Source organism: Streptomyces sp. NPDC029836, assembly GCF_055574495.1.
Genome location: NZ_JBVHZI010000002.1, coordinates 781,759 through 794,687 on the forward strand (window position 1 = coordinate 781,759; position 12,929 = coordinate 794,687).

10 protein-coding genes and 2 tRNA genes are annotated in these 12,929 nt (G+C 69.9%); 2 read left to right on the forward strand and 10 right to left on the reverse strand.

The window, feature by feature from the left end:
- Positions 1 to 22: 22 nt before the first annotated feature.
- Positions 23 to 1,174, reverse strand: a complete 1,152-nt coding sequence (locus tag ACZ4XJ_RS09325; RefSeq protein ID WP_362876807.1) for a sensor histidine kinase — start codon at positions 1,172 to 1,174, stop codon at positions 23 to 25.
- A gap of 368 nt (positions 1,175 to 1,542) precedes the next feature.
- Positions 1,543 to 4,164, reverse strand: coding sequence for a valine--tRNA ligase (locus ACZ4XJ_RS09330; RefSeq protein ID WP_362876809.1), 2,622 nt, complete (start codon positions 4,162 to 4,164; stop codon positions 1,543 to 1,545).
- A gap of 221 nt (positions 4,165 to 4,385) precedes the next feature.
- On the opposite strand from ACZ4XJ_RS09330, the gene ACZ4XJ_RS09335 reads away from it, so the two are divergent.
- Complete coding sequence (locus ACZ4XJ_RS09335) at positions 4,386 to 5,384, forward strand: hypothetical protein (protein ID WP_468495764.1); 999 nt, start codon at positions 4,386 to 4,388, stop codon at positions 5,382 to 5,384.
- Between the two features lie 73 nt (positions 5,385 to 5,457).
- On the opposite strand, the gene clpX is transcribed toward ACZ4XJ_RS09335, so the two are convergent.
- The 5 genes from clpX to ACZ4XJ_RS09360 all read right to left on the reverse strand — a co-directional run bounded on the left by clpX (position 5,458) and on the right by ACZ4XJ_RS09360 (position 10,189).
- Complete coding sequence (clpX, locus tag ACZ4XJ_RS09340; RefSeq protein ID WP_362876811.1) at positions 5,458 to 6,744, reverse strand: ATP-dependent Clp protease ATP-binding subunit ClpX; 1,287 nt, start codon at positions 6,742 to 6,744, stop codon at positions 5,458 to 5,460.
- Between the two features lie 151 nt (positions 6,745 to 6,895).
- On the reverse strand, positions 6,896 to 7,570 hold the full coding sequence (locus ACZ4XJ_RS09345) for an ATP-dependent Clp protease proteolytic subunit (protein ID WP_362876812.1): 675 nt from the start codon (positions 7,568 to 7,570) through the stop codon (positions 6,896 to 6,898).
- Between the two features lie 73 nt (positions 7,571 to 7,643).
- Positions 7,644 to 8,261 (reverse strand): ATP-dependent Clp protease proteolytic subunit, encoded by a 618-nt coding sequence (locus tag ACZ4XJ_RS09350; RefSeq protein WP_362876813.1) that lies wholly within the window; start codon positions 8,259 to 8,261, stop codon positions 7,644 to 7,646.
- Positions 8,262 to 8,536: 275 nt separating this feature from the next.
- Positions 8,537 to 9,937 carry a trigger factor gene (gene tig / locus ACZ4XJ_RS09355; protein WP_362876814.1) on the reverse strand — a complete coding sequence of 467 codons (1,401 nt, stop codon included), beginning with the start codon at positions 9,935 to 9,937 and terminating at the stop codon, positions 8,537 to 8,539.
- A gap of 175 nt (positions 9,938 to 10,112) precedes the next feature.
- Positions 10,113 to 10,189: transfer RNA gene (locus ACZ4XJ_RS09360), tRNA-Pro, on the reverse strand.
- 179 nt (positions 10,190 to 10,368) lie between these two features.
- On the opposite strand from ACZ4XJ_RS09360, the gene ACZ4XJ_RS09365 reads away from it, so the two are divergent.
- A tRNA-Gly gene (locus ACZ4XJ_RS09365) sits at positions 10,369 to 10,439 on the forward strand.
- 112 nt (positions 10,440 to 10,551) lie between these two features.
- On the opposite strand, the gene ACZ4XJ_RS09370 is transcribed toward ACZ4XJ_RS09365, so the two are convergent.
- The 3 genes from ACZ4XJ_RS09370 to ACZ4XJ_RS09380 all read right to left on the reverse strand — a co-directional run bounded on the left by ACZ4XJ_RS09370 (position 10,552) and on the right by ACZ4XJ_RS09380 (position 12,741).
- The gene (locus ACZ4XJ_RS09370; protein ID WP_361601697.1) at positions 10,552 to 10,746 is read right to left on the reverse strand and encodes a hypothetical protein; all 195 of its coding nucleotides are present in this window, start codon (positions 10,744 to 10,746) and stop codon (positions 10,552 to 10,554) included.
- Between the two features lie 154 nt (positions 10,747 to 10,900).
- On the reverse strand, positions 10,901 to 11,356 hold the full coding sequence (locus tag ACZ4XJ_RS09375; protein WP_383991611.1) for an HD domain-containing protein: 456 nt from the start codon (positions 11,354 to 11,356) through the stop codon (positions 10,901 to 10,903).
- Positions 11,353 to 12,741, reverse strand: a complete 1,389-nt coding sequence (locus ACZ4XJ_RS09380) for a pyridoxal phosphate-dependent decarboxylase family protein (RefSeq protein ID WP_468495765.1) — start codon at positions 12,739 to 12,741, stop codon at positions 11,353 to 11,355. The genes ACZ4XJ_RS09375 and ACZ4XJ_RS09380 overlap by 4 nt, the downstream gene beginning before the upstream one ends.
- Positions 12,742 to 12,929: the final 188 nt, after the last annotated feature.

A 12,929-nucleotide genomic window follows, 5' to 3' on the forward strand; every position in this document is an offset into this window, starting at 1 on the left:
CCGCGGGGCCGGGAACGCACCGTCAGGAGCGGGGCAGGGTGGCCACCACCCGGTAGGCCTCGTCCGTACGGGTCGCCGTCAGGGTGCCGCCCAGGCTGCCGACGCGCTCGGACATGCTCGCCGTGCCGGAGCCCGCCGAGACGGGGGCCCGGCCCGGCGTCCCGTCCGGGAGGCCGTTGCTCACGGCGATCCTCAGCAGCGGGCCGTCCATGGCGATGGACACCTCGATGGTCTCCCCGCGGGCGTGCTTGGCCGCGTTCGTCAGGCACTCCTGCACCACCCGGTACACCGCCGCCTGCCGCAGCGGCGACAGCCCGTGCACCTGCGGATCCAGCGTCAGCCGGACCGGCGAGCCCGCCCGGTCGCTCTCCCGCGCCAGCGCGGTGAGCCCCTCCACGCCGGGGGTCGCGTCCCGCTCCCCGCGCTGCACGATGATCTCGTTCAGCACCAGGTGCGCCCTCCGCGCGGTGTCGGCGAGCTCCTCGAAGTCCTTCGCGTACGCCGTCCCGCGCGCCCGCACCGAGAGCACCTCGGAGCGCACCGTCAGCAGGGTCAGCTCCCGCCCGACGAAGTCGTGGACGTCCCGGGCGACCGAGGTCCGCTCCTGCTGGACGGCGTTGAGCACCGCCGACTCCGCCCGCCGGGCCTCCAGCTCCCGCACCAGGTCGTGCCGGTAGGCGGCGATGCCCACGGCCGAGGCCAGTACCCCGATCGGCACGACGAGGCTGAGGAAGGAGCTCAGCGTCTGGATCCGCGGCTCGGGCCAGCCCGGAATGCTGAACACCGCGAACGCGAAGGCGACGTAGCCGACGGTGGCCAGGATCCCGGCCCGTCGGCCCCGGTAGCGGCCGACCGAGTACAGCGCGAACTGGATCAGGGTCAGCTCGTGCAGCCAACCGACGAACAGCAGGGCCGTCGCGTACGCCACCCAGGGCGCCCGGCGCCGCACCAGCAGGCTCGCGCAACCCACCGCCAGCACGAGGGCGGCCAGCCACCCGTTCAGGGAGTTGTCGGCGGCGGCGAGACCGGGCAGGTCCAGCGCCACCAGGGCCAGGCAACTCAGCGTCGTGAGGACGTCCGACGCCCGGGACGAGGCCGCCCAGCACTCGGCCCGCCGGCGGCCCGAGGCGGCGACCCGGTGGTACGCCGCGAGGGCGACGGGCTTGACGCGCATGCCCTCCATCATCCGTGGTCGGCGTACCGGGATCGGAGCCGAGGGGGGGGCATATGAAGTGATATGCGGCACTCCGGTTGCCGCCCGACAAGGCCGCTCGGCCCCGCGCACCCGCGACCTTCCGCCCTGGGAAAGCGCTCCGGGCCCTCGCGCCCTCCCCCACTGGCTGGTCCCGGTGACCCCGTACGCGGTCGTCGCCGTCCTCGTCCTCGTCCTCGTCCTCGTCCTCGTCCTCGTCCTCGTCCTCGTCCTCGTCCTGGAACGGTTCGGCACCCGGCTGCTGTGAGGAGAGCGCGGTCGGGCGCGGTCGGGGAACGCGAAGGGCCCCCGTACGGCCGGACAGCCGTACGGGGGCCCTTCACCCGTGCTTACGCGGCGGGCAGCCCGTCCAGCTGGGCCTGGATCCGGGCGATGTCCGCCTCGGCCTTGGCCAGCCGGCCCTTGATCTTGTCCACGACGTTGTCGGGGGCCTTGGCGATGAACGCCTCGTTCCCGAGCTTCGCCTCGGCCTGCTGCTTCTCCTTCTCCGCGAGGCCGAGGTCCTTGGAGAGGCGCTTGCGCTCGGCGGCCACGTCGATGGTGCCCGACAGGTCGAGCGCGACGGTGGCGCCGGCGACCGGGAGCGTCGCGGTGGCGCTGAACGCGTCACCCTCCGGCTGGAGGCGCAGCAACTGCCGGATGGCACCCTCGTGCGCGGCGAGCGCGGTACCCGACAGGTCCAGACGGGCCGGAACCTTCTGCCCGTCCTGGAGGCCCTGCTCCTTGCGGAACCGACGGACCTCGGTGACCACGGCCTGGACGGTCGCGATCTCGGCCTCGGCGGCCTCGTCGCGGAAACCGCTGTCCTTCGGCCAGTCGGCGATGACGAGCGACTCGCCGCCGGTCAGCGTGGTCCACAGCGTCTCGGTGACGAAGGGGACCACCGGGTGCAGGAGCCGCAGCATGACGTCGAGGACCTCGCCCAGGACCCGGCCGGAGACCTTCGCCTGCTCGCCGCCCGCGAAGAAGGTCGTCTTCGACAGCTCGACGTACCAGCTGAAGACCTCGTCCCACGCGAAGTGGTAGAGCGAGTCCGACAGCTTCGAGAACTGGTAGTCGTCGTAGAACGCGTCGACCTCGGCCACGGTCTTGTTGAGCCGCGACAGGATCCAACGGTCGGTCGCCGACATCTCCTCGGGGGCCGGCAGCTCGCCCTCGATGGTCGCGCCGTTCATCAGCGCGAAGCGGGTGGCGTTCCAGATCTTGTTGGCGAAGTTGCGGGAGGCCTGGACCCAGTCCTCGCCGATCGGAACGTCGACGCCCGGGTTGGCGCCGCGGGCCAGGGTGAAGCGGACGGCGTCGGAGCCGTACTCGTCCATCCAGTCCAGCGGGTTGACGGCGTTGCCGAAGGACTTCGACATCTTCTTGCCGAACTGGTCGCGGACCATGCCGTGCAGGGCGATGGTGTGGAACGGCGGGGTGCCGTCCATCGCGTACAGGCCGAACATCATCATCCGGGCGACCCAGAAGAAGAGGATGTCGTAGCCGGTGACCAGGACGGAGTTCGGGTAGAACTTCGCCAGGCTCTCCGTCTGCTGCGGCCAGCCGAGCGTGGAGAAGGGCCACAGGCCGGAGGAGAACCAGGTGTCCAGGACGTCGGTGTCCTGGTGCCAGCCCTCGCCCGTCGGCGGCTGCTCGTCCGGTCCGACGCAGACGATCTCGCCGTTCGGGCCGTACCAGACCGGGATGCGGTGACCCCACCACAGCTGGCGCGAGATGCACCAGTCGTGGAGGTTGTCGACCCAGTCGAAGTAGCGCTTCTCCATCTCCTGCGGGTGGATCTTGACCCGGCCGTCGCGGACGGCGTCGCCCGCCGCCTTCGCCAGCGGGGCGACCTTGACCCACCACTGCATCGACAGGCGCGGCTCGATGGTGGTCTTGCAGCGCGAACAGTGGCCCACGGAGTGGCTGTACGGGCGCTTCTCGGCGACGATCCGACCCTCGGCGCGCAGCGCGGCGACGATGGCGGAGCGTGCTTCGAGGCGGTCCAGTCCCAGGAACGGGCCGTGGACGGTGATGACGGCGTGCTCGTCCATGACGGCGATGTTCGGCAGGCCGTGGCGCTGGCCGATCTCGAAGTCGTTGGGGTCGTGCGCCGGGGTCACCTTGACGGCGCCGGTGCCGAACTCGGGGTCGACGTGCTCGTCGGCGACGATCGGGATGCGGCGGCCGGTCAGCGGCAACTCGATCTCGGTGCCGACGAGGTGCTTGTAGCGCTCGTCCTCGGGGTGGACGGCGACGGCCGTGTCACCGAGCATCGTCTCGGCGCGGGTCGTCGCGACGACGATGGCGTCGTCGCCCTCGCCGTAGCGGATGGAGACCAGCTCGCCGTCGTCGTCCTGGTACTCGACCTCGATGTCGGAGATCGCGGTGAGGCAGCGCGGACACCAGTTGATGATGCGTTCGGCGCGGTAGATCAGCTCGTCGTCATGGAGCTTCTTGAAGATCGTCTGGACTGCCTCGGACAGGCCGTCGTCCATGGTGAAGCGCTCGCGCGACCAGTCGACGCCGTCGCCGAGGCGACGCATCTGGCCGGAGATCTGCCCGCCGGACTCACCCTTCCACTGCCAGACGCGCTCGACGAACGCCTCGCGGCCGAGGTCGTGCCGGGACTTGCCCTCCTTGGCCAGCTCGCGCTCGACGACGTTCTGCGTCGCGATGCCGGCGTGGTCCATGCCGGGCTGCCACAGGGTCTCGAAGCCCTGCATGCGCTTGCGGCGGGTCAGGGCGTCGATCAGCGTGTGCTCGAAGGCGTGCCCCAGGTGCAGGCTGCCCGTGACGTTCGGCGGCGGGATGACGATCGTGTACGGGGGCTTCTCGCTCTTGGCGTCCGCCTCGAAGTAACCGCGCTCAACCCAGCGCTCGTAGAGCTTCCCCTCTACCTCGGCCGGCGCGTACTGGGTCGGCAATTCGGAGTTGGGGGCGCTGGGTGTCTGCGTGTTCTCGGTCACGGGGCACAGGATACGGGGGGTGCCGCCCACGGTACGAATCCATTCCGCGCCCGGGCCCTGCGTCGGCGCGACCTGCGGCCGGACCGTCCCCGGGGGCGTACGCGGAGGTCCCGGCCCCGTCGTGGTTCGGTAACGCATGGGACCCCGACGCCCCGACCGGGGCGCTCTTCCGTCAGGATGTGAGGAACGGATAAGCAGCACACCTCACAGGGGGACGCGGGATGAGTTTCAACCAGCCGGGACCATACGGCCAGCAGCCGCAGCAGCCCGGACCGTACGGGCAGCAGCCCCCGCAGCAGCCGAACCCGTACGGACAGCCCGCCCCGCAGCCCGGCTACGGATACCCGCAGCAGGCCCCGCCGCCGCCCGGCGCCCCCTCCCCGGGCTACGGGCAGCAGCCCCCGGCCTCGCCCCCGCCGGGCTACCCCCAGCAGCCCCCGGCGGCGCCCGGCTACCCGCAGCAGCCGCAGCAGCAGCCCGCGTACGGCTACCAGCAGCCCCAGCAGCCCCCGTACGGCGGGACGCCCCCGCAGCAGACCCCGAAGAAGTCCAAGACGGGCGTCATCATCGGCGCGGTCGTGGCCGTCGCGGTGATCGCGGGCGGCGGCTGGTACTTCCTGGGCGGCGGCAGCGGCGGTTCGGTCTCCGACGCCACCAAGGGCTACAAGCTGGTCGCGCCGGAGACGGTGGACGACTTCAAGAAGAGCCCCAAGTACCAGCAGAAGCCGTTCACGGACGAGGACCGCAAGGAGGCGGAGGCCGCCGGCGTCAAGAACCCGACCTCGGTGGCCATGGATTACCAGATCACCGACCCCAATAATCCCCTCGCGGTCAAGGGTCTGAGCTTCAACGGGCTCTACGGCGAGGTCGCCGACCCGGAGAAGTCCGTCGACTCGTACTTCACGGCGTTCCAACTGAAGGCCACCAAGGAGGGCAAGGGTCAGGTCGAACTGATCGGCAGCCCCAAGGTGATGAGCCCCGCCGGTTTCGACGGAGCCATCATGAAGTGCCAGGAGATGAAGGCCACGAACACGGACCCCAGCTTCAAGGGACCCAAGGTCATGACGTTTCCGCTCTGCGTCTGGGGTGACTACAGCACCCTGAGCCTCGTCTCCGCCTCCGACGCAATAGCCCTCCTCGCGGGCAAGCCGGGCTACACCCTGGAGCAGAACGCCGAGTTCGCGGCGAAGCTCTACAACACCGCCCGCGTCAAGAACTGACACCGACCGGCCGCACACGCGAGAAGGGGCGCCCCCGCGGGGGCGCCCCTTCTCGTACGTAACCTCGGTACCGCTACGCCGACTTCTCGTGCGGGCCCTGGTCCTTCGGGACGATGCGCGGCACCAGCGTCGGGTTGACGTTGGAGCGGACCACGTCCGAGGTGATGACCACGCGGGCCACGTCCTTGCGGGACGGGACCTCGTACATCACCGACATCAGGACCTCTTCCATGATGGCGCGCAGACCGCGCGCGCCCGTCTGGCGCAGGATCGCCTGGTCGGCGATGGCTTCGAGGGCCTCGCGCTCGAAGTCCAGCTCGACGCCGTCGAGTTCGAACAGCCGCTGGTACTGCTTGACCAGCGCGTTGCGCGGCTCGACGAGGATCTGCAGCAGCGCCTCGCGGTCCAGGTTGTGCACGGAGGTCAGTACGGGCAGACGGCCGATGAACTCGGGGATCATCCCGAACTTCACCAGGTCCTCCGGCATGACCTCGTGGAACTGGTCGCTGGCCTCGATCTCGCGCTTCGAGCGGATCGTGGCCCCGAAGCCGATGCCCTTGGCGCCGGCACGCGACTCGATGATCTTCTCCAGGCCGGAGAACGCGCCGCCCACGATGAAGAGCACGTTCGTCGTGTCGATCTGGATGAACTCCTGGTGCGGGTGCTTGCGTCCGCCCTGCGGCGGCACCGAGGCGGTCGTGCCCTCCAGGATCTTCAGCAGGGCCTGCTGCACGCCCTCGCCGCTGACATCGCGCGTGATCGACGGGTTCTCGCTCTTGCGGGCGACCTTGTCGATCTCGTCGATGTAGATGATCCCGGTCTCGGCCTTCTTGACGTCGTAGTCCGCCGCCTGGATCAGCTTCAGCAGGATGTTCTCGACGTCCTCGCCGACGTACCCGGCCTCCGTCAGCGCGGTCGCGTCCGCGATGGCGAACGGGACGTTCAGCATGCGTGCGAGCGTCTGCGCGAGGAGGGTCTTGCCGGAACCCGTGGGACCCAGCAGCAGGATGTTGGACTTGGCGAGTTCAATCGCGTCGTCACGGCCCTGCGCGCCGCCGTTCTCGCCGGCCTGGACCCGCTTGTAGTGGTTGTAGACCGCTACGGAGAGCGCCTTCTTCGCCGGCTCCTGGCCGACGACGTAGCTCTCCAGGAACTCGTAGATCTCACGGGGCTTGGGGAGTTCCTCCCACCGGACCTCGGAAGTCTCCGCGAGTTCCTCTTCGATGATCTCGTTGCAGAGGTCGATGCACTCGTCGCAGATGTACACACCGGGTCCTGCGATGAGCTTCTTCACCTGCTTCTGGCTCTTTCCGCAGAACGAGCACTTGAGCAGGTCGCCGCCGTCACCGATGCGTGCCACGAGGTGCTTCCCCTTCGCCTGGGAGACGCCTGGTTCAGCGCTCCTGGTGCCTCATATCCGACGGTACCTTGCCGGGGGCCCCGTGCGGGGCCCCCTTGACGTGGTTCACATCGCCGAACGGCGACGCGCCCACGTCGATGGGCGGCAAGGATCAGACCGCGCTGCTCTTACGGGTGGAGACGATCTGGTCGATCAGGCCGTACGCGAGAGCGTCCTCGGCCGTCAGGATCTTGTCGCGCTCGATGTCCTCGCGGATCTTCTCCAGCGGGGTCGTCGAGTGCTTGGCCAGCATGGACTCCAGCTGGTCACGCATGCGCAGGATCTCGTTGGCCGCGATCTCCAGGTCGGAGAGCTGCTCGCGGCCGGTGCCGCCCGAGGGCTGGTGGATCAGCACGCGGGCGTTCGGCAGCGCCATGCGCTTGCCGGGGGTGCCGGCGGCCAGCAGGACCGCGGCGGCGGAAGCCGCCTGGCCCATGCAGACCGTCTGGATGTCCGGCTTCACGAACTGCATCGTGTCGTAGATCGCCGTCAGCGCGGTGAACGAGCCACCGGGGCTGTTGATGTAGATGGAGATGTCGCGGTCCGGGTCCATCGACTCCAGGCACAGCAGCTGCGCCATGACGTCGTTCGCGGACGCGTCGTCGATCTGCACGCCGAGGAAGATCACGCGCTCCTCGAAGAGCTTCGCGTACGGGTCGTACTCGCGCACGCCCTGCGAGGTGCGCTCGACGAAGCGCGGGATGACGTAGCGGTTGTCCACCTGCGGGCCGTTGTGGAGGCCGCTCGCGGGAGAGAGGTTGTTCATGTACATCGGGGTGTTCACCATCCTGGTGGCGTTCTGCGGGCTGAGGCTTGCCTGGAGCGGGCGGGCGTACGGGGGTCCGTGCGCGGGACCGGGATCAGGCCCCGGTGCCGCCGCCGCCCGGGACCAGGGACGCCGCGGAGATGATCTCGTCGATCAGGCCGTACGCCTTGGCCTCCTCGGCCGTGAACCAGCGGTCGCGGTCACCGTCACGGATGATCGCTTCCACGGTCTGGCCCGAGTGGAGCGCGGTGATCTCAGCCATGCGCTGCTTGGTGCGCAGCAGGTACTGGGCCTGGATCTTGATGTCCGAGGCCGTGCCGCCGATGCCGGCGGAGCCCTGGTGCATCAGGATGTCGGTGTTCGGCAGCGAGAAGCGCTTGCCTGCGGTGCCGCCGGTGAGCAGGAACTGGCCCATCGAGGCCGCCATGCCCATACCGATGGTGACGACGTCGTTCGGGATGTACTGCATGGTGTCGTAGACGGCCATACCGGCCGTCACCGAGCCACCGGGGCTGTTGATGTACAGGTAGATGTCCTTGTCCGGCTCGGCGGCCAGGAGGAGGAGCTGCGCCGTGATCTTGTTCGCGATGTCGTCGTCGACCTGCTGCCCGAGGAAGATGATGCGCTCGCCGAGCAGCCGGTTGTAGACATGGTCGCCGAGGCCGCCACCGATGGACGGCTCACCCGCGGCGTAAGGCTTCAGATTCGTCACGTATCCACCTGCTCGTCTCCGACGGCCATGTGCCGTCTCAGCGTCTCGTTCTGGGGCGCGGACCTACCGGTGGAGCGATGCCCTCCGGCTTCGGGTACTCCCGTGCCCTCGTATTCATGGACCCTAACGCGCAGGTAGGACAACGCCATCCCGCTTCCCGAACTGTTCGCTCGGAGCGCAAGGTCCGGGCCTCTCGCACCGGGCGTGCGGAAGGGCCCGGACGCGGCTGCGTCCGGGCCCTTCACGGCACTGCTCAATGGGCTTCGCCCGGGGTGTTACTTGGTCTCGTCGGCCGCCGGCTCGGCGTCCGCGTCGCCCTCGACGTCGGCGTCGGCCGCGGCCTCGACGGCCTCGGTCTCGTCCTCGTCGTCGGAGAGGTCGATGACCTCACCGTTGGTGTCGGTGACCTTGGCCTTCTCGACGACGACCGCGAGGGCCTTGCCGCGAGCGACCTCGCCGACCAGCATCGGGACCTGGCCGCCTTCGACGACCGCCTGGGCGAACTGGTCGGGCGACATGCCGGAGGACTGCGCGCGGCGCATGAGGTGCTCGGTGAGCTCCTCCTGGTTGACGCCCAGCTTCTCCTTGTTGACCAGGGCGTCCAGCAGGAACTGGGTCTTGATGCCCTTGACGGCCTGCTCGGTGGTCTCGGCGTCGAACTCCTCGACCGTCTTGCCCTGGAACTCCAGGTACTTCTCGATGGTCAGACCCATCTGGCCGAGCTGGTGGTGCTCCAGGTTGTGCTTGCGGGTCTGGACCTCGTCCGCGAGCAGCTTCTCGGGGACCGGGATCTCCGCGAGCTCCAGGAACTTCTCCAGCACGCGCTCCTGGGCCTGGGTGGCCTGGTCGAACTGCTTGGTGTCCTCAAGGCGCTTGCGGCTGTCGGCCTTGAGCTCGTCGAGGGTGTCGAACTCGCTCGCCATCTGGGCGAACTCGTCGTCCAGCTCCGGCAGCTCGCGGGCGGAGACCTTGGTGACCTTGACGGTGACCTCGGCGTCCTTGCCCTCGGCGGAGCCGCCCTTCAGCTGGGAGGTGAAGGTGGCCTCGCCACCGGCCTCCAGGCCCTTGACGGCCTCGTCGATGCCGTCGAGGAGCTCGCCCGAGCCGATGGTGTAGGAAACGTCGCTCGCGACGCCGTCCTCCAGCACCTCGCCGTCGACCTTGGCCTCAAGGTCGATCGTGACGACGTCGCCGTCCTGGGCGGCGCGCTCGACGTCCTTGGTGGACGCGAAACGGCCGCGCAGCTGCTCGACCGCCTTCTCGACGTCCTCGTCGGACACCTCGACGGCGTCGACCTCGACCTCGATGCCGGAGTAGTCCGGGATCTCGATCTCGGGGCGGACGTCCACCTCGGCGGTGAAGGACAGCAGCTCGCCGTCCTTCAGCTCCTTGATGTCGACCTCGGGCTGGCCCAGCGGGTTCAGGTCGGCCTCGTTGACCGCCTCGGTGTAGAACTTCGGGAGGGCGTCGTTGACGGCCTCCTCCAGCACCGCACCGCGGCCGAAGCGCTGGTCGATGACGCGGGCCGGGATCTTGCCCTTGCGGAAGCCCTTCACCGTGACCTGCTGGTTGATCTTCTTGTAGGCCGCGTCGAGGCTGTCCTTGAGCTCCTCGAAGGGCACCTCAACAGTGAGCCGAACCCGAGTCGGGTTCAGGGTCTCCACGGCGCTCTTCACGGTTCGGTCTCCTTGTGGCTGACTGCTGGGGGTTCTGCCGTCACGCTGCGGTGCAGCGGTTCAGCGGATTCGGCCCGGCATCAGACACACGGGCACGCAGCTTGCATAGTAACCGCAAGCGGCAATCAGCCCACAACGCGATCATCGACGCGATCGTTCGTGGAGGTCGTACTCATGGTCGGGGTGGCCGGATTCGAACCGACGACCTTCCGCTCCCAAAGCGGACGCGCTACCAAGCTGCGCCACACCCCGTCGGTGCGACACGTAGGGTACATGCCCGGAGACCCTCCGACACGCGCGTTTCCCCTGCGGACGACCGCGCGCGCGACGCGGGGCGCGCGAGCCGGCGCACAAAGCGGTGTGCAATCCCCCAGCGGAACCCGCTAGGATGCTGTCCGTGCCGCGGTCCACGGACCTGCGGCGCACGTCTTGCGGGTGTAGCTCAATGGTAGAGCACTAGTCTTCCAAACTAGCTACGCGGGTTCGATTCCCGTCACCCGCTCTGAAGTCGAAAGGGCCAGGTCAGAGGATATTTCCTCGACCTGGCCCTTCGCCGTTCCCGGGGCTCCGATCAGCCCTCCGCGCCCCCTCCCACAGCGGGATTCGGGGGCGGGTCAGAGCTTGATGCCGGCGATGGTGTCGGCGAGGGAGTTCAGGAAGCGGTTGACGTCCGGGGCGATGGAGCTGGACGCCAGGAAGAAGCCGAAGAGGACCGCGACGATCGCGGGACCGGCCTTCATGTGCTTGCCGCGGATCATGATCACCAGGATGATCGCCAACAGAACCACCACTGACAGCGAAATGGCCACTACTGATCACACCTTCGGTCGTCCCCTGGCCGGCCCGGGGTGCACGGCCGTGTGCACCCCCACACGCTCCATCCTCCCACCAACCGGCCCCGGCTATCCGTCTCGTGGCAAATCGCCCTCGCATCTTTGCGTCCGCGCGGGCGTGTTGCGGGGTTCACGGCGTGGTGATGCCGAGGAGGGAGCGGACATACGCGTACTTCGCGGACAACCGCTCGCGGGTGGGGTCGTCCAGGACGGAGAGCCGGACGGGGTCGGCGTTGTGCGCGAGGTCCGCCTCCTTGACGAGGACGGCGCCCGGGGTGGCCAGGATGCGGGCGGCGTACTCCTCCAGTGGCTCCCGGGGGCGTTTGGTCAGGGCCAGGACCATGGCCTTGACCGCGTCCGGGAGGGCCGCGCCGGCCAGCCATTCGGCGCTGAGGGCGTCGTCCTCGACGGAGTCGTGGAGCCAGGCGGCGGCCTGCTGTTCGGCGCTGCCGCCGCGCAGGCGGACGCCCTCGGCGACGGCCGCGAGGTGCTCGGCGTACGGCCGGCCGGCCTTGTCGGTCTGGCCCTCGTGCGCCGTGCGGGCGAGGGCTTCGACCTCCAGGAGGGTCAGTGGTCGTCCTGTCATGCGATCTCCTTCGCTGCCGTACGAAGGGCCTCGGTGGCCCGGCGCACATCTGCCTGCGTGGTACGCCAGTTGGAGAACGCGGCGCGCAGCGCGGGGGTTCCCTCGTGGACGGTCGGGGTGACGAACACCTCGGCGGCGACGGCCTCCCGCAGGGCGGTGAGCCGTTCGGGGGTGGGGTCGGCTGCGAGGGTGAAGCAGACGACGTTGAGGCGGACCGGGGCGAGGAGCCTGAAGGCCGGGTCGGCGGCGAGGCGTTCGCCGAGGTCGCGGGCGCAGGCGATGTCGCGTTCGACGATCTCCCGGTGGCCGCGGCGGCCGTAGGCGCGCAGGGTGAACCAGGCGGCGAGGGCGCGCAGCCGGTGCGAGTTCTCGGGGGTGAGGTGGACCAGGTCGGGATGGTCGCCGAGGGGGCCGAGGTAGGCGGCGGCGTTCTGGAAGACGCGGGCCTGGAGGTCGCGGCGGCGGGTGAACTGGACGGCGCTGTCGTAGGGGACGTTGAGCCACTTGTGGAGGTCGACGCAGACGGAGTCGGAGGCGTCGAGTCCGTCGGCGAGGTGGGCGTACCGCGGGGAGAGGGCCGCGAAGGCGCCGAAGGCGGCGTCGGTGTGCAGCCAGAAGTCGTGGTGGTCCTTCAGGGCGGCGACGGCCCGGAGGTCGTCGAAGTCGACGGTGTTGACGGTGCCGGCGTTGGCGACGACGACCGCCGGGCCGGGGGTGTCGGCGAGGGCCCGCGCCAGGGCGGCGGGGTCGACGGCCTCGCGGCCGGGCAGGGTGGGGACCCGTACGAGGGCGGAGCGGCCGAGGCCGAGGAACGAGAGGGCCTTGGCGATGGAGGAGTGCGGGGCTCCGGACAGCACCCGTACGGGGCCGAGGGCGGCGGCGCCGTCCTCGGCCGGGGAGACCCCGAGGCGTTCGCCGAGCCATTCGCGGGCGATCGCGAGGCCGGTGGTGTTGGACATGGTGGCGCCGCTGACGAAGGTGCCGCTGTGGACGTCGGAGAGGCCGAACAGTTCGCGGAGCCAGCCGACGGTCTCGCGTTCGAGGAGCTGACCGGCTCCGTCGAAGGAGGAGTTGGAGTTCTGGTCGTGGGCGGCGGTCAGCCAGTCCCCGGCGAGGGCGGCGGGGGTGGCGCCGCCGGTGACGAAACCGAGGTAGCGGGGGCCGGCGGAGGCCGACAGGCGCGGCGCCCAGCGGGTCCCGAACTCGGCGAGGGCCTGCTCCGTACCGTCGCCGTGCTCGGGGAGCGGTTCGGGTGGGGGCGGGGCGGCGGGGGCCGGTACGACGGGCCGGGCGTCCAGGGTCGTGAGGACCTCGGTCGCGGCGCGGCGGGTGGCGTCGAGGAGTTCGGGGAGGCGGGCGAGGTCATCGGCGAGGCTGCGGTCCATGGCGGCACGGTAGACGGGGGCGCGGTGGTCGGGGGCGGGCCAATTCGGGGGGATTGGCCGGTGGGCGGGGCGGGGGCCGGCCCGGTCCACGTGACGGCCCGCCGCGGTGACGCGGTGGTGCGGGACGGGAACCGGGGCGGTGTCCGAAGGTGGGCGGGACGGCTGCCCCGGGGGCGGTGCGGGACGAT